Origin of the sequence: Halomonas sp. 111, from assembly GCF_052379685.1 — a bacterium.
GTDB classification, from domain to species: Bacteria; Pseudomonadota; Gammaproteobacteria; order Pseudomonadales; family Halomonadaceae; genus Vreelandella; species Vreelandella citrativorans.
This window is the reverse complement of record NZ_JBQSYV010000003.1, coordinates 197512-223664: the sequence shown is the minus strand read 5'-3', so window position 1 is coordinate 223664 and position 26153 is coordinate 197512. Positions and strand designations below refer to the sequence as shown.

Here is a 26153-nt window from a genome sequence, read left to right as displayed (position 1 = left end):
GACATAAACTTATTCATTCAATGCGTCGCACCGTATTAAAGCTGGGCAACCCGCCGTCCCAATGCATCCAAACAGCAAATGCACGACCCACGATATTCTCTTCCGGCACAAACCCCCAGTAACGGCTATCGTTGGAGTGATCGCGATTATCGCCCATCATGAAGTAGTGACCTTCAGGCACTTCAACTTCGCGCATTTGCGGTCCTGGGTCGCGGGGGTTGTTGTAGATAGTATGGCGCACGCTACCCAACTGCTCTTCTAATAATAGCTGTTGTGGCGAGGCATCGGGGCCTTCTTCCAATAACGTTTTAGTGACCAGTTCGCCGTTCACATAAAGCTGTTTATCTTCGTAGCGAATACGGTCGCCCGGAAGGCCTACCACCCGTTTGATAAAGTTGACCGATGGCTCATCCGGGAAGCGAAACACCATCACATCGCCACGCTCAGGCTCACCAACCTCCAAAATACGGTTGTGAACCACCGGCAAACGCAAGCCGTAGGCAAACTTGTTCACCAGGATAAAATCGCCTACTTCCAGCGTAGGCCGCATTGAACCCGATGGAATTTGAAACGGTTCGACAATAAAACTGCGTACTACCAATACCACCAGAAGTACCGGGAAAAAAGAGCGCGCATAATCGACCGGCCAAGGCTCTTTTAAAAGTTTTTCCTGTGTTGGTGCGTCGATGTTCCCAGCAGCGGCTTCCTCTGCTTTCGCCAACCGCTCACGACGCTTAGGCCGCAGCCAAATCACATCGATAAAATAAACGACCCCTGAAATTACAACGGCCAGTACCAGCAGTAATGAAAAATCCATAAAGGAAACCTTCCCTAGTCGTTAACCTTGAGCACAGCGAGGAAGGCATCCTGGGGAATTTCAACGCGCCCCACCTGCTTCATCCGTTTTTTACCGGCTTTCTGTTTTTCCAGCAGTTTTTTCTTACGGCTTACATCACCGCCATAACATTTTGCCGTTACGTTTTTACGCAGGGCTTTTACGGTAGAGCGCGCCACTACCTGACCACCGATAGCGGCCTGAATGGCCACGTCAAACATCTGGCGCGGAATCAGCTCTTTCATTTTTTCGACCAGCAGCCGGCCGCGGCTATGGGCATGATCACGGTGAATAATCACCGCGAGGGCATCTACCTTTTCGCTATTGATCAGCACGTCCAGGCGCACCAACTTGGCCGCTTCGAAACGCTCGAAATTGTACTCAAGCGACGCGTAACCGCGTGAGATGGATTTCAGGCGGTCGAAGAAATCCATGACCACTTCCGACATCGGCAACTCATAGGCTAACTGAATCTGGTTACCCAGGAACTGCATGTCTTTCTGGGTACCGCGGCGCTGCTCACACTCGGTAATGACGTTACCCACAAACTCCTGAGGCACCAGAATACTGGCCCTCACGATGGGCTCACGCATCTCATCCACGTCTGCCATATCCGGCAGTTTGGAGGGGTTGGAGATGTAAGTGACATCACCATTCTTCATCGCAAGCTCGTATACCACGGTAGGTGCCGTGGTAATCAGGTCAATATTGTATTCGCGCTCAAGCCGCTCCTGGATAATCTCCATGTGGAGCGTGCCCAGGAAACCGACGCGAAAACCAAAGCCCAGAGCATCCGAGTTTTCCGGTTCATACTCTAAAGAGGCATCGTTAAGCGCGAGCTTTTCAAGCGCATCCCGGAAGTCTTCGTAGTCATCAGCACTGACGGGGAACATCCCGGCATACACCTGAGGTTTCACCTTCTGAAAACCAGGCAGACGCGGCACGTCGGGCGTTTTGGTATGCGTGATAGTGTCACCCACCGGCGCACCGTGAATCTCTTTAATGCCTGCGACAATAAAGCCCACCTCACCCGCGCGCAGGATATTGGTCTCTTTGCGCAACGGAGTAAAAATGCCCACTTCAGTGGCGTTCCAGTCGCGGCCCGTTGACTTGATACGGATCTTGTCGCCCTTGCGCAGCGTGCCATCAAACAAGCGCACCAGCGAGACTACGCCCAGATAGTTATCAAACCAGGAGTCAATGATCAATGCTTGCAGGGGGGCATTCCGGTCACCTTTAGGCGGCGGAATATCACGCACCAAACGTTCAAGCAGTCCTTCAATGCCGATACCGCTTTTGGCGGACACCTGACAAGCGTCTGTGGCGTCGAGACCAATGATTTCCTCAACCTCTTGCGCCACCTTGCCCGGGTCGGCTTGGGGTAAATCGATTTTATTGAGGACCGGCAATACTTCCAGGCCCTGCTCGATGGCGGTATAGCAGTTAGCCACCGACTGCGCCTCAACTCCTTGGCCCGCATCTACGACCAGCAGCGCCCCTTCGCAGGCATACAGTGAGCGCGATACTTCATAGGAGAAATCCACGTGGCCTGGCGTATCGATGAAATTAAGCTGATACACCTCGCCATCGGCCGCAGTGTAATCGAGCGTCACCGATTGCGCTTTAATGGTGATACCACGCTCGCGCTCAATGTCCATGGAGTCGAGCACTTGCTCTTTAAGCTCACGCTGGGTCAATCCACCGCAGGTTTGGATCAAGCGATCAGAGAGCGTTGATTTCCCGTGATCGATATGAGCGATAATTGAGAAGTTTCTTATGTTCTTTAAATTACTGCTAGAAACGTCGTGGGACATCGAGAGTGGTCTGCCTTAGTGGTACGTAAGCGGCTTTATTACCAGCCGCCTCGAGAGTTTAAAGCCCGAAAACAGCTGGCATGTTGGCCACTTTGCCTATTTCCGTTAAAAAGATAAGCGCTATTGTAGCGATATGTGGGGGATAGGAACAGCAGTCCGGCGAGAACCGCCGGACTGGGTAGGCAGAGAAGGTCTTATTCCAGGCGTAAAGCTAAAAACAGTGAGCGACCCTCACGGTAAACACGTACTGGAATTGCCCGATCACTGGGTAGCTGTTCAACAATGTCTAGCAACTCATCCGGAGAAGATACGCTGCGGTGATCAACACTTACCAGTACATCGCCAACATGGAGGCCCGCTTGAGCGGCAACGCTATCCGGCTCAATCTGACGCACTGCAACGCCCCCCTCAATATTTAGGCGCTCACGCATCGCGTCATCCAACTCGGCAACCGAAATGCCCAAACGCACCTGATTGTTGCTTTCATCACCCTGCGTGGCTGCTTCGGAATCGGGCCAATGCCCCAGCGCTACCGTCTCCGTTACCTCTTCGCCATCGCGCATTAAGGTAAGCTCCACATCACTTCCAGGCGTAACACGGCCAATTAAGCGCGGCAGCGTGCTTGAGCGATCAACCTCTTCGCCATTGACGCCAGTAATCACGTCACCAGCACGCAAGCCGCCTTGCGCCGCAGGGCCTTCCGGGTCAAGGTCAGCAATGAGCGCCCCACTTGCGTTTTCCATACCAAAGGATTCGGCCAAATCCTGAGATACAGGTTGAATCATGACGCCGAGCCAACCACGATCAACGCGCCCCTCTTCACGCAGTTGATCAGCAACGTCCATGGCGACATTAATGGGTATCGCAAATGAAAGCCCCATAAAGCCGCCGCTACGGGTAAAGATTTGCGAGTTAATCCCGACGACTTCTCCGTCAAGATTAAACAGCGGCCCACCGGAATTACCTGGGTTGATCGCCACATCCGTTTGAATAAAAGGAACGTAGGCATCACGCGGCAATGTGCGATTAATCGCGCTGATAATGCCTGCAGTGACGGAATGATCAAACCCGAACGGAGAGCCAATCGCAGCTACCCACTCACCCACTTTAAGATCGTCAGAATTGCCAAGATTCAAGACCGGTAATTCAGAAGCATCAATTTTTAAAAGTGCAACGTCGGTCTGAGCATCGCTACCGATCAACTCAGCGGAAAGCTCTCGATGATCATTCAAGCGCACCAATATCTCGTCAGCATCCTGGACAACGTGGGCGTTAGTCATGATATAGCCATCATCGCTAATCACGAACCCAGACCCCAGCGACTGACGCTCTTCACCACGCCCTTGTCCGCCACTACCTGGCGGGGTTGGAAAACTATCGCCGAAAAAATGCCGAAAAATCTCAGGTATCTCTTGCCCACCGAACCCACCCATTGAAGGGCCACTACTGCGTTGCACGGTACGGCTGGTTGAAATATTGACAACGCCAGGCGCGGCCTCTTCAACCAACTCTGTGAAATCGGGTAAATTATAGGCATAGGCATTTTGGCCTATCATCAATAATGTGGCCATGCATAGCCATAATGCGGAAGGAAGAACCAAGCGCTTCATGTAAGAGCTCCTAATAAAGCAGACATCAAACGAAGGGAGTGCAACTCACCATGAGATGCAGGACGCCTAACTGACCAATTGAGGGCGAAAGCGTTCCGTTCGCCCGCTAAGCAATTTTTTTAAAATCACACACCCAATGAACAACGTCATAAAAAAACTGGTGGGGGCCCACCACTCAGCCCCACCTAACGCTGCAACCCCTCCTGACAACAGTAGCGCAACCAATAACGGCAGCGCATAGACAAGCAAGGCTAACAGGGTAATATCGGAACGGCCAAGAGTAAGCGTTACGCTTGTGCCAAGCGGGTAGTGTTCGCAAAGTTGAGTGGGGGCATAAGGGGTTTTGACTTCAATACGCTGATGCTGCTGACGCGCCAACACGCCCATGCCACACCCACGGCCCTGGGCACACTGCTGGCAACTCTCTTTAACCGACACATCGACTAACAGCCCCCGCGGGGTGTAGCCAACAACGCGACCGGCACGCAGCAAGGCATCACTTTCAGATTTCATCAACGCATTAATACCTTGGCTGGACTGATTGAGCTGTAGAACATGCGCACAATGTAAATAAGAAAAATTAGTCAAACTCAACCGATTGAACAATACGCTGAAGCATTGAAGGGGGAACTTCACCAATACCGACGAGCTGCCAGTACTGCTCGCCTTCAGCATATTCGTCAACCGCTATCGACGAAACACCAATTTGGTGGACGCCGCGATTCAACTCTTGCGGCCCCGCTTGAGGCTCGGCAAAAATGCTAATGGTGGCCAAACCGTCGCTATACAAACGCTGATGCGCCTCGTCATCCTGGGAGAATGTCGGCTGAGCGACAAACCCTTCGGGTAGCCATGAAGGCTGCCAAGCGGGCTCTGTACTGACGGGCAACGCATCAATGACAACCTGACCTGTATAACGCTCGGGCTCATTTAATTGTGTTATTTGAAAGGTTTCTAAAATACGACCCGTTGAATCGCTTAGCACGTGTTTTAACAATAAGCCAGTTGCATTATCCAACCACCACTCATGGGTATAACGCTGCTGGTCATGCGGCTCAAATCGAAGCGTTGCCGCCTCGCGCCCCGCGACTCGGACGTCTTCATCCAGCGAAATATCGTAAAACTGAGAAGCGTGGTCAACCCATCCTTCCAGAGAAGGGAACGCACCGTTTTCGCTTTTTTCTGACCAAGCCAGCTGTCCTACGCGGGAGCGACGCTCGACGCTTACAGAGGGGCCATCAAGCTGCTGAACAACTTGCTGGCGAACACCATCCTGAATGCGATGAGAAAGCGCTAGCGTGCGCACATCAATGGCATTAATCGCCACGGCCCGCGCTTGAAACGTATAACAATGGCTCGCCTGTAAACTTCTTTCCAGCCACACCTGAACATTGCCAGATGCATTTTCAGAGGGCACATCCGCACACATGCCCCGTTCATCAGTTTGTGCATAGAGCTGTAAAGGCAACAGGCTAATGCTCAATAACGCAGCAGAAGCCATCCACCTGTTTCGCCAGGTCACCATCATGCGGGTTTATTCCCTTATCTATCGGTAGCCACTCTTAGCCTGCTGTTACCTGCCATCTTTCAAATACCTATCTCGAAATCAAGGCATTTTCCCGAGTTATACCTTACGAATACGTGTTTAAAATGCGTATTCAGGTGCCTCACTCAGGGAACATTGTCATAACAGGTTAGCGTTGGCCTAGCGGTTCAGTGACAGAAGAACGCATCAATGGCATCCAGCTTTCGCCATTGCCATAAGCGGCACCCTGAGAATGCTGCTCCAGATACGACTGCAGAAGCCTGATCTGATCAACATCAATAGTGGTACCTTGCTGTGCGGGAGCACTTTGAGCCACGGCGGCTGAAGCAAAGCCCGTTTCGCTTACGTTCATTAGCCCGTTTTGCGCTTGACCATTAACCCGAAAAGGCGTTGGTTCAAACATCGGCATACTGGCAGAGGTCATTGACGCTGGCTGCGAGGCGGCAAGGTTGACAGGTTGAACCTGACCCGCTGCACCTCCGCCCGTCGAGGACGTTGCCGCAATAGTGTTGCCTGGCTCAATACTTTCACCGTCAGCACCAAAGAACTGAACACCAGTAATCACCATAAGTGATACCGCTGCTGCAACACCGGCGCCGCGAGCAAAAGAGATGTTACTTGACCGAGCAGGGGTTGACGCTGGGGCGTCAGCCATCATCGGAGCAGGCTCATCCTGTAAACGCGCCATAATACCGGCGGAAAGGTCGGCGCTCACATCAACACTCCGCTCACGCTGCATCATGCTACGAGCCAAGTGGTAACGTCGCCACGTATCTGCCGCATCAGCATCATTTGGCAGTGCCTTCAACACTCGGCGTAGTTCCAGCTCATCACTTTCGCTATCCATTAATGCTGAAAGCGATTCCCGTGTGTTTTGACTCATACTTCACACCCTCACACTGTGTTAAATGAAGCCTTACCGCAGCACGGCAAATAAGCAGCGACCGCTGTAACAACTCCACTGGCCAAGATCTGATAACAACTCGCTTAGTGCAACGCACCTCGCATGATGCTGCCTCATTCTTTGGTACATCAGCCGCTTGATGCGACATGGTAGCTCTAAAGCGTCACGGCTGCTTGTTCTCATCCGCTCAACGGAAGCAACTGATGAGTATGACGCTTTGCCTGCCAGACAGTTCACAAAAAAAGGAAAAACGTAATTTTCTGTGTCCTGACCGTTACCTGCAACTTCTATCGGCAACTTCCAGCAGCCAGCAGCACTGTGTTTATTCAGCTCTATCGACCACTATTCGTCGCGACTGTTCCGTGCAGTCGTCACTAACGGTCGAATGTGTTCATCCACCGCTTCACGCGCGCGAAAAATCCGCGAACGCACAGTCCCCACTGGGCACTGCATTACCTGAGCAATATCTTCGTAGGCAAGACCATCCAGTTCGCGCAGCGTAATGGCCGTACGTAGATCGTCCGGTAGCTTTTCAATCGCCTCAAAAACGGCGGCTTCAAGTTGATCACGTGCGATAGCAGCTTCTGGCGACTCGGCATCTGCCAATCGGCCACTCTGATCGACAAGCTCTGCATCCACGATGTCCAGGTCGCTACCAGGTGGTCGTCGGCCCCGAGACACCAGATGGTTTTTAGCCGTATTGATAGCAATGCGATACATCCAAGTATAGAAAGCACTTTCAGCACGAAACTTACCGAGCGCTCGATAGGCTTTGATAAATGCTTCCTGGGCCACGTCCTGGACCTCAGAGTGATCGTGTACGTAGCGACCGATCAAACCAATAATTTTATGCTGGTATTTTTTTACCAGCAGATCAAACGCGCGCGTATCACCTTTTTGGGCACGTTCGACAAGCTGTTGATCCGTTTCCCGAGTGCCCATTCACACGCCCCTCCAGCTCGTACGACATGCGTCGAGCCCTATTTCTGTCACCCCTTTTGAGCGGGCCTTCACAGCAAGCAGCATAGCGTCCCTTGGGCATTAATTAATGACAATGATGACAGCGGCGACCAATATGCCGCTGTGTTTATGATTCATAACGCTAAGTGTTACGCGTTCTGTACGAGGCATCAAGCGCTTACACACTACTTGCAAAATCTTGAAGCTGACACTGCTCAACGCTTTCAAGTTCCTCAAGAATTGATTTTTACCACCCTGACACGCCATAGTAGGCGTTATTTTTCGCTCACTGCGCACGCATAGGTAGCTAGATGTCAGAACAACAGGTCCATAACCTTAACGTCCTCGCTCAGGATGTCCTCACCACGCCCGACGCACTCAAGCGGGCGGTTCCTCTTACCGATACCGCTGAACGTACGGTCATTGAAGGGCGTCAAACCATTCAGAATATTCTGGATGGTAAAGATCCACGCCTGTTAGTTGTCGTCGGCCCCTGCTCTATCCACGATGTAGACGCAGCGCTGGATTACGCCCGCCGCTTGCGTAAACTGGCCGACCAGGTCAACGATAGTCTTTATATCGTGATGCGCGTGTATTTTGAAAAGCCTCGCACAACGGTCGGCTGGAAAGGCCTTATCAACGACCCGCACCTCAACGACTCCTTTGAGATTGATGAAGGCCTGCATATTGCGCGCAAGCTGCTGGTCGACCTGGCGGACATTGGCTTGCCGCTGGCGACCGAAGCACTCGACCCCATTTCGCCTCAATATCTGCAAGACTGTATCAGTTGGTCAGCGATTGGTGCACGTACCACTGAGTCACAAACCCACCGCGAAATGGCCTCAGGCCTCTCCTCACCGGTCGGTTTTAAGAACGGAACCGATGGCAGCCTGGACGTCGCTATCAATGCGCTGCAGTCCGTGGCGAGCCCGCATAATTTCCTGGGCATTAACCCAGCCGGTCAAGTAGCCATTATTCGCACCCGGGGTAACGCATACGGCCACGTCGTTCTACGGGGCGGTAACGGCAAACCCAATTACGACAGTGTTAGCGTGACGCTGGCTGAAAAAGAGCTTAAAAAAGCCAATCTTTCTGCCAATATCATGATCGACTGTTCTCACGCCAACTCTAATAAAGACGCGGCTTTACAGCCATTGGTATTGGAGAACGTGACCAACCAAATCCTTGAAGGCAACACCTCTATCATCGGCCTGATGGTGGAATCCAATATCGGCTGGGGCAATCAAAAAGTCCCCGCGGACCTAAGCCAACTGCAGTACGGCGTCTCCATTACGGATGCCTGCATCGACTGGGATACGACGGTAGAAACGTTTACCCGCATGAACGATAAGCTGGCACCGGCACTTGCCAAGCGCATTGCGCAGTAACCTGACTGCATGCACATGCCCCGCTATGGCGTATGCCATAGCGGGGGGGCAGATGATTACAGGTGGCTTATGGGTGAATCTCGCGCCTGAACGGTGGTAAAGCATCCAGTAGCGCCTGACCGTAGCGCCGGGTAATCACACGCTTGTCCAACAACGTAATGACCCCCTGGTCGCTCTCTTTACGAATCAGCCGCCCACAGGCCTGCACCAGTTTAATCGAGGCATCCGGCACGCTAATACGCATAAACGAGTTCCCGCCCTGGCTCTCGATCCACTCGGCAAGCGTCGCCCCTACCGGGTCATCCGGCACTGAAAACGGCAGCCGCGTGATCACCACGTGGGTCAAATAGTCACCAGGCAGATCAATCCCTTCAGCAAAACTGGCTAGCCCAAAAATAATACTGCCTTTGCCCTTGTCGACCGCCGCGCGGTGCCGCTCAATTAACTCTCGTTTGGGCAGCGCATCCTGGGCAAGCACCCGCTCTCTGATGGCCGCTGGCAGACTTTTCTCTACCGCGCGAAGCTGCGCACGAGAAGAAAACAGCACCAGGGCCGCCTCTTTATCGGTCAATTGCGTGACAAACTGAGCGATCGCATTTTCATGTGCATCGCGATCACCCGGGTCCGTCGCCTCCTTTGGCACACGCAGCACCGCATTGGCATAATCAAACGGGCTGGGCAACGCCTGGTAGCGGTACCGATTAGCCAACCCGGCGCGCTCCTGAATGCGTTCAAATCGACCCAGTGCAGTCAGCGTTGCCGAGGTGACCACTGCACCATGGCAGCGCCCCCACAAATGCCTGGCAAGTGTATGGGCCGCTGATACAGGGCTTGCAGAAAACTCAATCTCGGGCTCACCCGCCACCCGACTTAGCGTAAGCCACCGAGCACTTGGCGGCACGTTAGGGGCATCCTTTTCACTAAACGCTTGCCATAAGGCGTGGGCTTCCAGGGCGCGGCCATGCAGCAGGGCGACCAGTGGCAACCAGCTTTCCGCTTGTTCGCGATCAAGCCCGGTCTGCTTATCAGGATCAAGGCTTTCACGCAGAATCTCGCTGATGCTTTCCAGACAGCGCGAGAGCGTGGCAAACATCACCAGCAGTTGCTGCGCCTGTTCACGCAGTGCATCAGGCACCTGGCCTTTTTCAAACCGCGATTGCAGTATGTTTTCTTCATCGGACAGCCCATTGGGCCGCCCTGCCAGCTGGTGCCCTACGCTAAACACATCGCCTAGCACAGGTTCCAGGCCATGGATGGCCTCGGGCAGGCTTGCCAGTAAGCGCGCGATGGTGGGCTGCACCGCCAACGCCTGATTCAGGTCGGTCAAACTGCTTTTAAGCGTGTTTAACCAACGCACACAGCCGTGTACGGCAAACCGGTGGGCGAAATGCGAAAGCGCCTTATCAGGCAGGTGATGGCCTTCATCAAAGACAAAAATGCAGTCGGCAGGATCCGGCAAAATCGCCCCACCTCCCAGCGCCAAATCCGCCAGCACCAGGTCATGGTTGGCAACGATGACATCTGCATTTTCAAGATCACGACGCGAGCGAAAAAAGGCACAGGCGCCAAAGTGGCCACAGCGCCTACCGGTGCATTGGCGGTGGTCTACTGTTAGCCGCCGCCAGTGGGCATCATCAATGGTGGTGGGCCAGTTATCGCGGTCGCCCTCCCACTTACCCTGCCCATAGGCGTCCGTCATATCAGTGGCAAGCACGGTAAAATCGCTGCTTTCAGTTTGCAGCGACTGCTCGAATAGCGAAAGCGTCGGGTTAGGCTCAGCGCCTTCCATTACCTGGTCCAGCTTGGCCACACACACATATCGGCCGCGACCTTTCGCCAACGCGTAGCGAAAGACAATGCCACTATGGCTGGCAAGCGCGGGCAAGTCCTGATTTAGCACTTGCTCTTGCAAGGCAACCGTAGCGGTCGAAATGACCAGCCGCTTACCACGCGCTTTCGCAATGGGTAATGCAGCAATCAGATACGCCAGCGTTTTGCCGGTGCCGGTGCCTGCCTCCAGCACACAGATATGACTGTCGCTGGTGCGCTTGCCTTCGCTATCGCTTTCGATATCCCCTAACGTGCGGGCAATCTCAGCAATCATCAGGCGCTGCCCGTAGCGTGGAGTCAGCTCAAGCTTTTCCACCACGCGACGATAAGCGTCCTGAATATCGCTTTTTAGGGCATCATCAAGCATGTGCTTTACAGCATACCTTCCGGCGGATGTTCGCAGGGCAGTTTGCCGTTGATATAGCGTTCGATCTCAGGCAATGAGAAGGCATCTTCTTCGCCCACAAAGCTGATGGAAACGCCTTTGGCGCCTGCACGACCGGTACGACCAATACGGTGAACGTAGTCTTCCGGGTCTTCAGGCAGCGTGTAGTTGATGACGTGGCTTACGTCTTCAATGTGAATTCCGCGGCCTGCCACATCCGTGGCAACCAGCACTTGAATGTCACCTTCGCGGAAACGCTCAAGTGTAGTGATCCGCTGGTTTTGCGGTACGTCACCCGACAGCATGGCCGCACTGATACCGGCTTTTTTCAGCAGGTCATCCAGCTTACGAACCAAATCGCGGCGATTACCGAATACCATCACACGCTCAAAGCTCTCTTGCTCAAGCAGGTTTACCAGCAGGCGCTGCTTATCGTCGTCCGAGACGAGATAAACACGCTGGTCAATATCCGCCTGGTTTTCAACCGTGACTTCAATCTCAACGTGGGCTGGGTTAACCGTCCACTGATTGGCCAGATTGAGAATATCGTCGGTAAAGGTGGCAGAAAACAGGAACGTCTGGCGCTCTTCTGTCTTCGGCGTGTAGCGAATAATACGCTTCACGTCAGGAATAAAGCCCATCGACAGCATACGGTCGGCTTCATCCAATACCAGCACTTCCACTTCAGAAAGGTCGATATCGCGCTTTTGATGGAAATCCAGCAAGCGGCCTGGCGTTGCGACCAGGATATCAATCTTTTTGCCCAGACTTTCGCGCTGCTTTTGATAGTCCATCCCACCAACAACGCTGGCCACGTTCAACTGCGTAAAGCGAGCAAGCGCCTTGGCGTCTTTTTCGATTTGCAGGGCCAACTCACGCGTAGGCGCAATAATCAGTGCTCGCGGCGCACCGGGCTTTTGACCATCAGGTGCAGGCTCTTCAAGGAAGTACGCCATTACCGAGATCAAAAATGCAGCCGTCTTGCCGGTACCGGTTTGCGCTTTACCCACTATATCGCCACCCAGCAGCGTTGCACGTAGCGCTTCAGCCTGGATCGGTGTGCAGTATTCAAACCCTTGGGCATGAATGGCGCGCATCAACGGTAGCGGCAGATCAAAGTCATGAAAGCGCCATTTGCCAGCCACGGCAGGCACCTGAAACTGACGAAGATCCCAGCTAGACTGGCGGCGACGCGGTTTCCGACGGCGACGTTTCGGCTTGCGGTTCTGGGCCGATGCTATGGTCTGTTCCGACTCGCTCATAGGCTATGTATCTGTCCATTACTGTGAATGTTAGGCATCACGAAGCGCGTATTGTATCAGGGGTTGGCGCTAAGAGCGCGTCCTGCTGTCGAAGGTAGGCCAGAGCCTGTTAGAATATGGCTTAATTCGACATAAGGAGCGCGACATGACGCGTAAGAAAAAAACACGTTCTTTGGCTGACAAGGTGACGATTCGCACCGGGCGCCGCAAAGACTATAAACAGTGGCGCCATGATAACCCCGACCAGGTGACCTCTTCACGCCGTTTTGTCGCCAAAAAGCAGCAGCAGCGTAAACTTCAGGCAGAGCGCAAGCTGGCGCGCCAACAGGAGGGCCAAAGTATCGCCATCCATCCTGACAAAGAGGCGGATCATACGCCAGAGGATAAATCGTAATGCGATTGGTTTCTTTCAACATCAACGGCATCCGCGCTCGGCTTCATCAGTTGCAGGCCTTGATTGATACCCAGCAGCCTGACGTTATAGGCCTGCAGGAAACCAAAGTACAGGACAGCGAGTTCCCCCTAGCCGATGTAGAGGCTATGGGCTATCACGTCTATTACCATGGGCAAAAAGGCCACTATGGGGTGGCGTTAATGTGCCGCCAAAAGCCCCAGGACATCTTTTATGGCTTTCCCGATGATGGCGAAGAAGCGCAGCGGCGCATGATTGGCGTACGCTTGCTGGCTGATGACGGCGAATCAGTCACCGTTTGGAACGGCTACTTCCCACAGGGTGAAAACGTTAGCCATCCGACGAAATTTCCCCATAAAGCGCACTTTTACCGCCAACTCACAAGTCTGCTCAACAAACATTACCGTGCGGACGAGCGTCTAGCGATTATGGGTGATTTTAACATTTCACCTGAAGATCAGGATATCGGTATTGGCGAGGCAAGCCGCAAGCGCTGGCTGCGTGAAGGCAAAGCAAGTTTTCAGCCGATTGAGCGCGAATGGCTGGCGGGCATCAAAGCCTGGGGACTAACCGACAGCTATCGCCTTTGCTACCCAGAGAACAATGAGCGGTTCAGTTGGTTTGATTATCGTTCCAAAGGCTTTGACCGCGAGCCCAAACGTGGCCTACGGATCGACTATATTCTAGTAACACAGCCGCTTGCCGACTGCATTCAGGCAGCGGGGATCGATTATGAGCTGCGCGCTATGGAACGCCCCTCCGACCATGCACCGACCTGGAGCGATTTTGCGATTACGCTCAGTACTTCTGACGTTAATTGAAATTGGCCAGCCACTGGCTGGCTTCTTCATCGCCCAACTCAGCTGCCTGAAAAAGTGCCTGCTCGGCCTGCTCTTCATTTCCCCAGGCATAAGCCAACTGCCCATATTGGCGCCAGTCCTTGGCCGCTTGGGTATATTCAGCCAATGCCTGCCAGGCACTTAGCGCATTGTCGACGTGCCGGGCCTGTTGCCAGGACGTGGCGAGCAAGCGTAACGAGTGCTCATCTCGCTCAAGCTCCCCCTTCGCCAAGGCATTTTCCACATGCTCTGCGGCCCGCGCAGGCGTTCCTCCGCTTCGATGCAGCTGAACCAGTAGCCAAAAGTCATCCTTTGTTTCCAGCTTACCCAACTGCCACGCCATTTCCCACAAGCCAGCGGCAACGCCTGGCTGGCCTGCCTGCTGGGCAAGCCCCGCTGCCTGCTGCCACGCATCTCTATCGCTTTGTGGGCCCAGGCCTTCAACCAACCAGCCAAGCGCCTGCTCGCTTTGCCCTGAATGTCGTAGTACGGCAAGCGCCAGTGCTTGCTGGCTCTCATCAAGCGCTTGTGTCTGCTCAACGGCCTGATTCAGCCGCTCAGCAGCAGCATCCCACTGCGCCTCTTGCGCCATCAGACGCACCAACTGCCATAGCGCGGCGATATCCTGCTCGCTCTCTAGCCATTCGCTCAATAAATCAATGGCCTGCTCATTTTGCCCCGCCACACGCCGCAGCGATGCTTCTTCACGCAACCAACGCGCTGCCTGCTCTGCACCCACACCGCTGGTCTGACGCGCCAATGCGAGATGATCAGCGGCCTGAGCAGGCTTTTCCTGGCGAGCCAAAGCGCTTGCCGCCAGCTGATGGTAGAGCGCACTGGCCCAACGGTCAGAAACATTTCCTCCAGCCAATCGATTCGCCTGGGCGGTGGCGCGTTCAGCCACGGTCTCAAACGCACCACTTTGCAACTGCTCTTGCTGCGTTTTCAAATCACGAATGATGTCACCCGAAAGCGGTGCATCGGCCTGAGCGGCAGAAGCCCAAACACTGAACATTAGAATCCATGCTAAACGCTGCATTCCGCTACCTCAATTGAAACTCTATGCGCTGTGTGGCACGCCGGATCTGCTGGCTGCTGGCAAACTGCCACTGCCCAATAGCCTTTTGGGCGGCGTCATCAAATACACGCCGTGGCTGAGAATTCGTTACTCGAACGGAGGACCGGTCAACGCTACCATCGCGACGAATAATAAATTCCACCTCAACGAACCCTTCCATACCTCTGCGCTGCGCGCGCGGTGGATAATTAGGGTTAACACGATTGGTAGGCGCCACCTGCCCGACACTTACTGGCTCGTTGGAAGGCGGCGCTTCGGCTACCGGGGCCGCTTCACGCTGAGCGGGTGCCTCCGTGGGCGTCTCTACTGGCGCTGCTTCCGTCGGCGGCTCTGGGGATGGCTCAGGTGCAGGTTCCGGCTGCGGTGCGGGCTGAGGCTCGGGTTGAGGCTCGGGCGCTATTTCCGTTAACTCCGGCAGCTCATCCTCCATCTCCACCGGCTCGACGGGTACGTCAGGTAGCTCTACATCAGGCAGCTTAATAGCACTATCGGTTACCGGAGGCGGCTCGGGTGTCGGCATGGGCGGCGGCGCCTGCTGAGGCGTGGCTTGCGCAGGCTGTGGCGCTGGCGCCACTTCTGGCGCTTCCACCATATTCATGGTCATGGTCATTATCGGCGTTTCAGGCTCGCTTTCTGGCGGCGTTACCAGTAGTGCCAGCAGCCAAAATAGACCCACTGCCAGCGTAATTCCCACCAGAAAGGACACCGCATGACGTATCATGGCGCACTCCGGCTCGCAGCGACGGCCACCTGCTCTACCCCGGCCTCTTTAAGGCGATCCATAACTTCAATGAGCAGCCCGGTCGTCGATGCCCGGTCCGCCTGAATCACAGCAGACCCTTGCTCGGTCAACATACCGGCCACTTCCCGCCCTACGTGATGGACATCCACTGGCTTACCGTCCACCCAGACAGCACCTTCAGGTGTAATAGCCACCAGCACCTGCGCTTCCGGGCGTGGACTCGCCGCACTCGATTCCGGGCGTTCAATCTCGATACCGCTCTCTTTAATGAAGCTGGTCGTTACGATAAAGAAGATCAGCATAATGAACACCACATCGAGCATGGGCGTCAGGTTGACTTCATTGCTTTCTGCGTTTGCGTCCATTGAACGGCGTCTACGCATCACTCTCCTCCAAGGCACGTGCCAGCCGGTCATGCAACCGCTGATCTTCTCGACGAATCACGTGCTCTAAACGACTAATAAACAGAAGCCCCACGACCGCAATCGCCATGCCGGTTAACGTAGGCAGCGTTGCACGCGCCACGCCATCGGCCATCGCACGCGCCTGATGCGTGTCACTCATCGAAAGGCTATCAAATACGGTAATCATGCCGGTAACAGTACCCAGCAGGCCTAGCAAGGGGCAGAGCGCGACCAGCAGTTTTAACCAGGGCAGCGGACGACGAAGCCTGGCCACCAATGCTTCTGTCCACACGTGACGTAGCGTGCGCGCGCTCCAGCTGCGGTGGTCGCGGCGCTCCGCCCAGCGACGAATCAACTGCCGACGGGCGGAACGCCAGGTAATGCGGTAGTACCACCAGCGCTCTATCGCCATGCCGAACACCAGCACCGCGACCAACGCCAGCACGACCAGAACCGCACCACCGGCATCGACTAACCGCTCTACCGGTTCAAGCCAGAGAGGTAGCGTGGGCATATCAATTCACCGACGTAGCATGAGCAGTAGATTGAGCTTCTAAATGATCCGCCAAGGTCGCACTCGCCTCGCCTTCAATCACTTGGCTTAAGTGACGGCTGCGGCTTGAAAGCGCCGTTTGCGCAAACAGCAAAGGCACCGCCGTAATAAGGCCCAGCACCGTGGTGACCAATGCCTGGCTAATCCCCCCTGCCATGAGCTGCGGATCGCCGGTGCCAAACACGGTAATCGCCTGAAACGTTATAATCATGCCGGTCACCGTTCCTAACAACCCCAGCAGCGGTGCAATAGCAGCCAATAGCTTAACAATGGGCTGACCCCGCTCAATGCGCGGCAACTCTGCCAGTACCGCTTCATCCAAACGTGCTTCTAACGCTTCAGGGGTTTGGTGCTTATCCATCTCTTTAAAGCGAAGCAACACGCGGCCTAGTGGGTTATTCGACTGCAACTGGTTAAGCGACTGACGTTGACGGCGCACGCGAAGACTCTGTAGCACCAAGTAGGCATATTGCCCCAGCGCCACCAGCAGACCCAACACCCCCAGCACGACGATGACATAACCGACATACCCGCCCTGCTGGAAACGCTCCCACAGGCTAGGACGTTGAGAAAGCGCCTGTAAAACGGGGCCTTGAGTGGGGTCAATCAGGAATTCCCGGCTTTCTCCCTGATGGTAAGCCGCGAGCACACTTTGAATTTCGTCTGGCGTACGCGGCGCTTCGGCCAAATGACTGACGTCACCTTCTTGCTGAAGTAGTGCATTTTCCGTAAACGCGGCGAAGTCACCCAATCGAACCACGTTACGGGGCGCGATCGCGCCGCTGGAATCCGCGACCGGAAGCTCCAAACGTTCAACCTGCCCGGTTTTTGCAGCCAGCGTTGCCAAACTGTCGACCACGTTTTCTAGCTGACGACGTTCAAGCACTTCCGCGTTATCCAAGCGAGGCGGCAGTATCTCTTCTTGCAAGGTTAACCAGCTATCTTCACCCAATGCGTTGCGCACTTCGGTACTGTGTCGTGCAAGGTTTGCCAACAAGCCGGAAAGCGCTTCACCCTGTTCGTTCTGACGCTCGGTTAACTCACTGGCCTGCTCAGCCTGCTCGGTTTGCTGGGCTTGCAGCGCCTCACGCTGCTCCTCGGCTGACTGGTGGGCGGCGCGAGCCTCTTCAAGCGCTGCATTTAACGCTTGCTGATCTTCCAAAAAGCGCGCCAAGCGCTCCTGGTCACGCGCCTCAGCGGCCTGGCGTGCTTCGCGTAGCGATGAAACAGGCTCACTTTGCGCCGAGACGCCGAAACTGACGGCGACAAGCCCCACCAACAAACCAGCACTTACCAGGCGTTGCAGACGTTGACGATTGACGCTCATGGCTGACCTCCCTGCTGTTCTGCAACGGTAATGGATAGCGGCAACCTCAATAGATCCGGCGTGCGCTGGTCAGCGGCGATGCGCAGACCATTGCGGACTTCGCGCCGTGTTCGCTCATCCAACGGTAGCCATTCATGGTTGGCGGCATCCCAAACACCGCCTTCCCGAGCGTCTGGCGTCAGGTAGTAAAATCCAATTCTACCGACGCGTAGATAATCCACTTCCCGAGCATTGCCTTCAGGGCTTTGCAAACGTCCGCGCCAGTTATCAATGTCACGGCCGTATTCAAGCTCTACTCGCCATGCTTCTAATAAGCCGTTGATCCGCTCAACGGTGTTGCTGCTCTGCGCCTCATCAGAGTGCACGACTCGAGCCAAGCGCTCATCGCGCAAGAACGGCATATCCTGCTCAATCCAGCGCGTTAGCTGTGCTTGCATATCCTGCTCGATAAGCGGTAGCGCCGCGCGTGTCTCTTCCAGGGTATTCAGTGCAGTACTTAAACGCTGCTGACGTTCGGCTTCTTCTACCAAACGCGCACTTAGCGACGCGTTTGTGGCCTCCATTTGGCGAGTCTCACGCTCTAGCCGACGTAACTCTTCTAGCGCGCCCCGGGTCTCTTCATCGGCTGCATCAATTTGCTGCTGCAGGGCCGCCTGGGTTTGTTGGGCTTCTACGCTCTGGGCCGCCTGGCCCGCTGTTTCATCGCTTGCCATTAGCCCACCGCTGACTAGCACGAAGGCTAAGCAACACGTACGCACGGCAAAGAAAGACCTGTTCAGCACGTCGACTCTCCGTTACTGCCTAGCGAGCTTTACCATTAGCCACACTAGAAACCAATTAAGTATAAGAACGATTTGCGTTTAAATTCTACGCGTTAGCCTACCACCATCTCAATAAATGACAATATTTATCATTAACATTAAGACGTTTTTTTGCTTTATTTTGGGTATAAAAAAGGGCGCCAAATGGCGCCCCGCTTATAATGGTGATGCTTGATGTCTTAAACATTCAACATGACACATGCCTTTATGGCTCAGTCTTTATGGCACGGCCTTTATGACACGGTCCTTATGACATAGCCTTTGGTTAGCGGCGCAAGAGGAAGCTCCCACGCCTGCTCACGGCTTACCCATTTGGCTTCAGCGATTTCAGCGGCCGCCTCTACCAGCTCATCAATCACCAGCCCATAGAGCTGCGCTTCAATCGTCATGCCAGGCTCATTCGCCGCCGGGGCCTTCTGTACGCCCAAAGGAAGCAGCCGGTCTTCAGTGACATGCAAACCGAGCTCTTCTTTAAGCTCACGACATAGTGCTGCCAGTGCCGTTTCACCCGGGTCGATCTTACCGCCCGGCTGCATAAAGAAAGCGGTGCCCTGTTTACGCACCAGCAGCAGTCGACCATCCAGGTCACTTACAACCGCCGCTGCGATTTTCAGTACACTGGCCGTGTTTGGCGTTACATCTGGCATGGCCCTTCCCTCTTTTTACCGCTTACCGGATGAGACTATTAAAACTCCCAGTCATCGTCTTCAGTGGCAATGGCTTTGCCAATAACATACGAGGAGCCAGAGCCTGAGAAGAAGTCGTGGTTTTCATTCGCACTGGGCGACAGAGCCGCCATAATCGTCGGGTCAACGTCGGTCACGCTACTGGGGAACAGCGGCTCATAGCCCAGGTTCATCAGCGCTTTGTTGGCGTTATAATGAAGAAATTTCTTCACATCTTCCGACAGCCCCACTTCGTCATACAGTGACTCGGTGTAGCGCACTTCATTATCATACAGCTCAAGAAGCAGCTCATACGCGTAATCCTTGACTTCCTGCTGACGCTCGGGCGTGGCTTCTGCCAAGGCTTGCTGGAATTTGTAGCCAATGTAGTAACCGTGTACCGCTTCATCGCGAATAATCAAACGAATAAGATCAGCGGTGTTGGTTAGCTTGGCGTGGCTGGACCAGTACATGGGCAGATAGAAGCCCGAATAGAACAAAAAGGACTCCAAAAATACGCTGGCCACCTGGCGCATCAACGGGTCATCAGAGCGATAGCGCTCCAGAATCAGTTCTGACTTAGCCTGGAGCGTGGGATTCTCTTCACTCCACCGGAAGGCATCATCCACATCGCGCGTGGCGCATAGCGTCGAGAAAATCGAGCTGTACGAGCGCGCATGCACCGACTCCATAAACGCAATATTGGTGTATACCGCCTCTTCATGGGGTGTGCGAGCATTTTCCATTAGCACCGGAGCACCAATGCTGCTTTGGATCGTATCCAGCAGCGTCAGGCCTGTAAACACGCGAATGGTTAGCTGCTTTTCCTGCTGGGTCAGTGTGTTCCACGATTGAATATCGTTGGAAAGCGGCACTTTTTCCGGCAGCCAAAAGTTACTGGTCAGGCGATTCCATACTTCAAGATCCTTGTCATCCTGAAGACGGTTCCAGTTGATCGCATTCACCCGCGATAAGCGTTGCGTGGTAGTCATGAAATAACTCTCATTAAAAGCGCCGTATTACATACGGCGCACAAGTACAGAATATCAAATGCTGGCAATTTGCCAGGCACGGGCATTAAAGCGTGCAGGAAACACAGCCTTCCACTTCAGTACCTTCCAGCGCGCTTTGGCGCAGACGAATGTAATAGAGCGTTTTAATACCTTTTCGCCACGCGTAAATCTGCGCCTTATTGATATCACGCGTTGTCGCAGTGTCCGGGAAGAACAGCGTCAATGAGAGTCCCTGATCAACGTGCTTGGAAGCCTCAGCGTAGGTATCAATAATCTTCTCAGGGCCAATTTCATAAGCGTCCTGGAAGTAATCAAACGTGGACTCGCTCAAGAACGGCGCAGGGTAATAAGCACGCCCCAGCTTGCCTTCTTTACGAATCTCGATCCTGGCCGCTACCGGGTGGATACTTGAGGTCGAGTGGTTAATATAGGAAATAGAGCCCGTGGGCGGCACCGCCTGCAAGTTGCGATTATAAAGGCCGTGGGCCATTACCGAGGCCTTGAGCTCCTGCCAGTCCTGCTGAGTAGGCAGCGTGATGTCGCTACGCTCGAACAGGCCGCGTACTTTATCGGTGCGTGGCAGCCACTCCTGGTCGGTATATTTATCGAAGAACTCGCCCGTTGCATATTTGGAGTCTTCAAAGCCTGCAAACGTATCATTATGCTCAATCGCCAAGCGGTTCGACGCGCGGATGGCATGAAAGGCGATGCAGTAGAAATACAGGTTGGTAAAGTCCAACCCCTCTTCAGAGCCATAATAAATGTGTTCGCGAGCCAGGTAACCGTGCAGGTTCATCTGACCAAGACCAATAGCGCGTGACTTGGCATTACCTTCGGCAATAGAGGGTACGCTACGTAGATTGCTCATTTCTGAAACTGCGGTTAACCCGCGAATGGCGATCTCAACGCTTTCGCCAATATTGCCGGCGTCCATTACCTTGGCGATGTTCATCGATCCCAGGTTACAGGAGATATCCTGACCCATTTGGCGATAGCCAAGATCATCGTCGTATTCGGTAGGTGTATTGACCTGCAGAATTTCCGAACACAGGTTACTCATATTGATACGACCAGCAATCGGGTTCGCCCGGTTGACCGTATCTTCAAACATGATGTACGGATAGCCCGACTCAAACTGCAGCTCTGCCAGTGTCTGGAAGAACGCCCGCGCATTGATTTTGTGCTTACGGATACGCGCGTCCGCGACCATCTCATGGTATTTCTCGGTAACGCTGACGTCGCCAAACGGGACGCTATAAACGCGCTCAACGTCGTAAGGCGAGAACAGGTACATATCGTCATTGCGCTTGGCAAGCTCAAACGTAATATCCGGAATCGTCACGCCCAGCGACAACGTTTTAATGCGGATTTTCTCGTCAGCATTTTCACGCTTGGTATCCAAAAAACTCAGGATATCGGGGTGGTGCGCATTCAGATAAACCGCGCCAGCGCCTTGGCGAGCACCCAGCTGGTTCGCATAGGAGAAGGCGTCTTCCAAGAGTTTCATGATCGGGATAATGCCCGACGACTGATTCTCAATACGCTTGATGGGTGCGCCAGACTCACGGATATTGCTCAATAAAAAGGCAACACCGCCACCCCGCTTGGAAAGCTGTAGCGCTGAGTTAATCGAGCGACCGATCGACTCCATGTTGTCTTCAATACGCAGCAAGAAGCACGATACCAACTCACCACGCTGCTGCTTGCCGCAGTTCAGGAAGGTAGGCGTCGCTGGCTGGAAACGACCACTGATTATTTCATCAACCAAGGATTTTGCCAGCGCTTCATCGCCGCGCGCCAGGGTCAGTGCCACCATGCATACGCGGTCTTCATAGCGCTCAAGGTAACGCTTACCGTCGAACGTTTTTAGCGTATAGCTGGTGTAGTACTTGAAGGCACCTAAAAAGCTTGGAAAACGGAATTTGTAGGCATACGCCTGCTCAAACAACGCTTTAACAAAAGCGAAGCTGTATTGGCCGAGCATCTCCGCTTCGTAATAGCCCTCTTCCATCAGGTAATCGAGCTTTTCTTCCAGCGAGTGGAAAAAGACGGTGTTCTGGTTAACGTGTTGCAGGAAGTACTGACGTGCTGCTTCACGGTCTTTATCCAGCTGTAGTTCACCGTTGGCACCGTACAAATTAAGCATCGCGTTTAGCGCGTGGTAATCCAAAGTACGCGCTTCGGAAGCTCCCGTAGCCGGCCGTTTGGGTTCAGCCTGGTTTTTCGTGACTAGGTTTGTCGTTTCCAAAACTCTTCTACTCCTTTGCGAACCTTGGCCACGTCATCGTCGGTGCCAAATAATTCAAATCGATACAGCAATGGCACACGGCACTTTTCTGCAATAACGCGACCAGCCAGGCCATACGCATCACCAAAATTAGTGTTACCGGCAGCAATGACGCCGCGAATAAAGCGTCTATTCTGCTCATCGTTAAGAAAGCGAATAACTTGCCCTGGCACCGCACCTTTTGCCTCGCCGCCCCCGTAGGTGGGCGTGATTAATATATAAGGTGCTGTGGCATGTAGCGTCGGTTCATCACGCCCTAGCGGAAGACGCTGTGCGGCCAGACCAAGTTTTTGTACAAAACGATGAGTGTTACCTGATTTGGTGGAGAAATAAATTAGGCTGCCGACCTGGGGTGTTGCAGCGGCGGCGTCCACCAACATAGCAATTTTACGCCAACGCTTGGATACGGTCCGGGCGGAAACCCGACCAGTGATCATCACCAGCAACGACCACTGGAAGCTGGCGGTAGCCAAGGGCTTCTACTTCTTGCTGGGCACCCGACTCAGCGGTGATATCGATAACGGTATACGCTAGACCCTGTTTATCCAGAGCACGGTAGGTAGCAGTACACTGAACACAAGCAGGCTTGCTATAAATCTGGATTGCCATGGTCATTTTCCCCTTTTCATAGCGGTATTTTTCGGGCAGAGCATATCTAGTACCTCCCCCCCTCTGAAGACATCACGCATACTATATATAGACCATGGGAAAATCAATTCAAGCATATATAGTATTTTTTCATCCACAGGTTATTGACAGCTCATGCCCAGCCTACGGTCTGGAAACATCGGCATAGGGGCGGTCAGCATGGCTGACCGGTCCCCTGCCACACCACCCGGCATGCGGGTCCGCACCGGGCGGTTCGAGAAGTTGAGGTTATGAGAGACGGGGCACGCCCAGCCGATCAAAGTAGGCCACCGTTAGTACATGATGGACTCCCGACAGGCTGTTGTGCCACCAGCGACGACTCAACGCCGCCACCGATTGTGCCACCCTCGGCGTAGCGCCAAGACGCATCAGCTCACGATAAATCGTCTTACCCCGACGCCATTGTTTAAGGTGCAAAGCTCTTAACCGTCGTCGTATCCACCCGTCCAGCGATCGCCAGATACGAGGTGTTTGCGACAGCTTAAAGTAGCCTTGCCAGCCTAAAAGGTAGCGTCGCAGAGAGGCGACGACCTGTGCGATGCTGCGCCCGCCATTTCGGCGTGTCAGCTGCCTAATCCGCTGTTTAAATGCCCCCAATGCTTTTGCTGATATACCACGTCGGACATCTCCACCCTTGGCTTCCCATAGGGCGTAGCCCAGGAACTTGCGGCCAAACACGCTGGTGACCGCGCTTTTGGACTCATTGATCGTCAAGCGCAGCTTGCTGTAACAGCGACGTAGCAAAGCCATGACTCGCTCCCCTGCTTTCTGACTACGCACGTAAACGTTGCAGTCGTCGGCATAGCGAGCAAAGTGGTGTCCGCGACGTTCCAGTGTGCGATCCACCTCATCCAGCAGGATATTGGCCAGTAGCGGCGATAATGGGCCACCCTGCGGCGTCCCTTCATGCCGATGAATGACCACCCCTCCCTCCATTATCCCCGCATTCAAATACGCACGAACCAGATGGATAACACGAGTATCCTGGATGCGTTTCCTCAGGCGGTCTATCAGGATGTCATGATTGACTCGGTCAAAGAATCGAGACAAGTCAACATCGACAACGGTGTGGTAACCCTGCTGGGCGTAGCTCTGAGCAGCTAGTACGGCATCATGGGCCCGGCGGCCCGGACGGAAACCGTAACTGTGCTCGCTAAAAGTGGGATCGATCAGCGGTTGTAGAACTTGCAGCAGCGCCTGTTGAATAAGACGGTCAGTCACGGTGGGTATCCCCAGTTCTCGTTCGCTTCCATCTGGCTTCGGAATAGCCACTCGGCGGACAGGCTGAGGATAATATCGACTGGCAAGAAGCTGCTGTCGAATATCGGGCCAGGCCCACCTTAGGTGCTCGGCGGTCTGAGCAATATCCAGACCATCGATGCCTGCTGCTCCCTTGTTGGCACGCACGCGCTTCCATGCACGTAGCATGTTCTCTCTTGCGAAGGCCCGCTCAAGCAGACCTTGCCCTGCGTCCTCCGGCACTTGTCGCGGGAGGCCAGTTTCATCGCTGGAGCAGGACGACAAGGCTTCACCTTGGCATGCCTTCTCCCGCCCCGCAGTCGCGGGCATCTGATGCGTTACTGATCTCATCGACAAGACGTTTGACGCTCCTTCTCGTTCGGCCCTTTGCTCCAAAAAAAAACGAGGAGCAACTACGGCCTCTGCTGACTTCTCGCTCCGTGGGGTCACGTTGCCCTTTCAGGCATAAGGCGAGATCTCCCCGGGTAAGAACACACTCCTTCACCGCACAACCGCCGGATATACGCTACGTCGCCTTGGCCACAAGAGCTTCGCGGCTTCTTGCCCGCTCGCCCTGCTCGGCAGCGCCTCCTATCCGGTTCTTGTTCATCGGCTCGCGGTTTACGCTCCACGCTTCCTTCCCACGGTTGGTCACCCTTCCGCAGTTGCGCTTCGCTTCGTTCGCTGTGGCCAGCTTACGGGAGGACTTGCACCTCCAGGAGTGCGCCCGTGCCGGGCGCACAAAAAAACCGCCCCACAGAGGGGGCGGCATTGTGCAGGTGCCAACGGCTGGCATCCTGCCCGACATAGCGCTAAATTAAGCGATAGCAGCCTGGTAGCGACGCTCTACGTCTTCCCAGTTAACGACGTCGAAGAACGCAGCAACGTAGTCAGGACGCTTGTTCTGATACTTCAGGTAGTAGGCGTGCTCCCACACATCCAGGCCGAGCAGCGGCGTGTTGCCGTGCATCAACGGGTTATCCTGGTTCAGCGTGTTTTCAACAACCAGTTTTTTCGCGGGAGTCACGGAGAGCCATGCCCAGCCGCTACCAAAACGACCTACGGCTGCCTTTTTGAACTCTTCCTTGAAGGAGTCCAGGCCGCCTAGTTCGCTATCAATAGCGTTGGCAACATCGCCCTGAGGCTGACCACCACCGTTCGGCGACATCATTTGCCAGAACATGGAGTGGTTGGCATGGCCGCCGCCGTTGTTAATAACCGCTTGGCGCTTGGCTTCCGGCACACGGTCCAGGTTTGAGACGAGCTCTTCAATCGCAACGTCCTCAAGACCTGTGCCCTCAAGTGCAGCGTTGAGGTTATTGACGTACGTTTGGTGGTGACGCGAGTGGTGAATTTCCATGGTCATCGCATCAATATGCGGCTCGAGTGCGTCATAAGCGTACGGCAGTTCGGGAAGTGTATGTGCCATATTATCATCTCCTTGAGTGGCTTGCGTTGCGTTCATCATGATAGGTGTGGTCAGCCCACACCTTTTTCAACCGCTTTGGCGGCACTTTCTCACATTGCCCGTACTTTAGCCAACTACGGGCAGTTTATCTAATTTACTCTCCTAAAAAAGCCGGCTTTTAAT

General features: G+C 54.2%; 25 protein-coding genes. 3 read left to right on the top strand and 22 right to left on the bottom strand.

Translation table 11 applies throughout. The features are described from left to right. Nucleotides 1-13: 13 nt before the first annotated feature. From lepB to rpoE, 7 genes are all read right to left on the bottom strand, one after another. Entirely contained in the window at nt 14-817 is an 804-nt protein-coding gene (gene lepB / locus ACT3T7_RS03845) for a signal peptidase I (RefSeq protein WP_444630131.1), read from the bottom strand. Between the two features lie 14 nt (nt 818-831). After that, a complete protein-coding gene (lepA, locus tag ACT3T7_RS03840) occupies nt 832-2649 on the bottom strand; it encodes a translation elongation factor 4 (protein WP_444630130.1) in 1818 nt (605 codons plus the stop codon). A gap of 194 nt (nt 2650-2843) precedes the next feature. Then, nucleotides 2844-4259, bottom strand: a complete 1416-nt coding sequence (locus ACT3T7_RS03835; protein WP_172116404.1) for a DegQ family serine endoprotease — start codon at nt 4257-4259, stop codon at nt 2844-2846. Between the two features lie 66 nt (nt 4260-4325). Next, nucleotides 4326-4772 (bottom strand): SoxR reducing system RseC family protein, encoded by a 447-nt coding sequence (locus ACT3T7_RS03830; RefSeq protein ID WP_444630129.1) that lies wholly within the window; start codon nt 4770-4772, stop codon nt 4326-4328. A gap of 67 nt (nt 4773-4839) precedes the next feature. Further along, nucleotides 4840-5787: a MucB/RseB C-terminal domain-containing protein gene (locus ACT3T7_RS03825; RefSeq protein WP_172116402.1), complete on the bottom strand. Its 948-nt coding sequence runs from the start codon at nt 5785-5787 to the stop codon at nt 4840-4842. A 166-nt stretch (nt 5788-5953) separates the two neighbouring features. Next, nucleotides 5954-6688 carry a sigma-E factor negative regulatory protein gene (locus ACT3T7_RS03820; protein ID WP_172116401.1) on the bottom strand — a complete coding sequence of 245 codons (735 nt, stop codon included), beginning with the start codon at nt 6686-6688 and terminating at the stop codon, nt 5954-5956. Nucleotides 6689-7051: 363 nt separating this feature from the next. Then, on the bottom strand, nt 7052-7651 hold the full coding sequence (gene rpoE, locus ACT3T7_RS03815; protein WP_172116400.1) for an RNA polymerase sigma factor RpoE: 600 nt from the start codon (nt 7649-7651) through the stop codon (nt 7052-7054). Between the two features lie 329 nt (nt 7652-7980). On the opposite strand from rpoE, the gene ACT3T7_RS03810 reads away from it, so the two are divergent. Beyond that, nucleotides 7981-9057, top strand: coding sequence for a 3-deoxy-7-phosphoheptulonate synthase (locus ACT3T7_RS03810; RefSeq protein ID WP_444630128.1), 1077 nt, complete (start codon nt 7981-7983; stop codon nt 9055-9057). A 67-nt stretch (nt 9058-9124) separates the two neighbouring features. Here the strand turns inward: ACT3T7_RS03810 and dinG are convergent, their stop codons facing one another. Continuing rightward, nucleotides 9125-11254, bottom strand: a complete 2130-nt coding sequence (gene dinG / locus ACT3T7_RS03805) for an ATP-dependent DNA helicase DinG (RefSeq protein WP_444630127.1) — start codon at nt 11252-11254, stop codon at nt 9125-9127. Between the two features lie 5 nt (nt 11255-11259). Continuing rightward, entirely contained in the window at nt 11260-12534 is a 1275-nt protein-coding gene (gene rhlB / locus ACT3T7_RS03800) for an ATP-dependent RNA helicase RhlB (protein ID WP_441677079.1), read from the bottom strand. Nucleotides 12535-12679: 145 nt separating this feature from the next. Between rhlB and ACT3T7_RS03795 the strand changes: the two genes are divergently transcribed. Together ACT3T7_RS03795 and xthA are read left to right on the top strand one after the other, a co-directional pair. After that, a complete protein-coding gene (locus ACT3T7_RS03795) occupies nt 12680-12928 on the top strand; it encodes a hypothetical protein (RefSeq protein WP_172116396.1) in 249 nt (82 codons plus the stop codon). Further along, a complete protein-coding gene (xthA, locus tag ACT3T7_RS03790) occupies nt 12928-13767 on the top strand; it encodes an exodeoxyribonuclease III (RefSeq protein WP_444630126.1) in 840 nt (279 codons plus the stop codon). The genes ACT3T7_RS03795 and xthA overlap by 1 nt, the downstream gene beginning before the upstream one ends. On the opposite strand, the gene ACT3T7_RS03785 is transcribed toward xthA, so the two are convergent. The 13 genes from ACT3T7_RS03785 to ACT3T7_RS03725 form a co-directional block, all read right to left on the bottom strand. Next, the gene (locus ACT3T7_RS03785) at nt 13760-14824 is read right to left on the bottom strand and encodes a hypothetical protein (protein ID WP_444630125.1); all 1065 of its coding nucleotides are present in this window, start codon (nt 14822-14824) and stop codon (nt 13760-13762) included. The two genes, xthA and ACT3T7_RS03785, sit on opposite strands and share 8 nt — an antisense overlap. 4 nt (nt 14825-14828) lie before the next feature. After that, nucleotides 14829-15584 carry a TonB family protein gene (locus tag ACT3T7_RS03780; protein WP_444630124.1) on the bottom strand — a complete coding sequence of 252 codons (756 nt, stop codon included), beginning with the start codon at nt 15582-15584 and terminating at the stop codon, nt 14829-14831. Then, the gene (locus tag ACT3T7_RS03775; protein WP_172116392.1) at nt 15581-15988 is read right to left on the bottom strand and encodes an ExbD/TolR family protein; all 408 of its coding nucleotides are present in this window, start codon (nt 15986-15988) and stop codon (nt 15581-15583) included. Before ACT3T7_RS03775 ends, ACT3T7_RS03780 begins: the two co-directional genes overlap by 4 nt. Further along, nucleotides 15981-16523, bottom strand: coding sequence for a MotA/TolQ/ExbB proton channel family protein (locus tag ACT3T7_RS03770; RefSeq protein WP_172116391.1), 543 nt, complete (start codon nt 16521-16523; stop codon nt 15981-15983). The genes ACT3T7_RS03775 and ACT3T7_RS03770 overlap by 8 nt, the downstream gene beginning before the upstream one ends. 1 nt (nt 16524) lies before the next feature. After that, entirely contained in the window at nt 16525-17889 is a 1365-nt protein-coding gene (locus ACT3T7_RS03765) for a MotA/TolQ/ExbB proton channel family protein (RefSeq protein WP_444630123.1), read from the bottom strand. After that, complete coding sequence (locus ACT3T7_RS03760) at nt 17886-18671, bottom strand: DUF3450 family protein (RefSeq protein WP_444630122.1); 786 nt, start codon at nt 18669-18671, stop codon at nt 17886-17888. The genes ACT3T7_RS03765 and ACT3T7_RS03760 overlap by 4 nt, the downstream gene beginning before the upstream one ends. A 272-nt stretch (nt 18672-18943) precedes the next feature. Next, nucleotides 18944-19357, bottom strand: coding sequence for an NUDIX hydrolase (locus ACT3T7_RS03755; RefSeq protein ID WP_444630121.1), 414 nt, complete (start codon nt 19355-19357; stop codon nt 18944-18946). Between the two features lie 38 nt (nt 19358-19395). Continuing rightward, nucleotides 19396-20367, bottom strand: a complete 972-nt coding sequence (gene nrdF, locus ACT3T7_RS03750; RefSeq protein WP_087109253.1) for a class 1b ribonucleoside-diphosphate reductase subunit beta — start codon at nt 20365-20367, stop codon at nt 19396-19398. Nucleotides 20368-20452: 85 nt separating this feature from the next. Continuing rightward, nucleotides 20453-22636 (bottom strand): class 1b ribonucleoside-diphosphate reductase subunit alpha, encoded by a 2184-nt coding sequence (gene nrdE, locus ACT3T7_RS03745; protein ID WP_444630120.1) that lies wholly within the window; start codon nt 22634-22636, stop codon nt 20453-20455. Beyond that, nucleotides 22618-23055 carry a class Ib ribonucleoside-diphosphate reductase assembly flavoprotein NrdI gene (gene nrdI / locus ACT3T7_RS03740; RefSeq protein ID WP_172116387.1) on the bottom strand — a complete coding sequence of 146 codons (438 nt, stop codon included), beginning with the start codon at nt 23053-23055 and terminating at the stop codon, nt 22618-22620. The genes nrdE and nrdI overlap by 19 nt, the downstream gene beginning before the upstream one ends. Before the next feature lie 7 nt (nt 23056-23062). Next, on the bottom strand, nt 23063-23284 hold the full coding sequence (nrdH, locus tag ACT3T7_RS03735; RefSeq protein ID WP_087109257.1) for a glutaredoxin-like protein NrdH: 222 nt from the start codon (nt 23282-23284) through the stop codon (nt 23063-23065). A 267-nt stretch (nt 23285-23551) separates the two neighbouring features. Beyond that, entirely contained in the window at nt 23552-24751 is a 1200-nt protein-coding gene (gene ltrA, locus ACT3T7_RS03730; RefSeq protein WP_441678023.1) for a group II intron reverse transcriptase/maturase, read from the bottom strand. A 628-nt stretch (nt 24752-25379) separates the two neighbouring features. Then, the gene (locus tag ACT3T7_RS03725) at nt 25380-25991 is read right to left on the bottom strand and encodes a superoxide dismutase (protein WP_172116386.1); all 612 of its coding nucleotides are present in this window, start codon (nt 25989-25991) and stop codon (nt 25380-25382) included. Nucleotides 25992-26153: the final 162 nt, after the last annotated feature.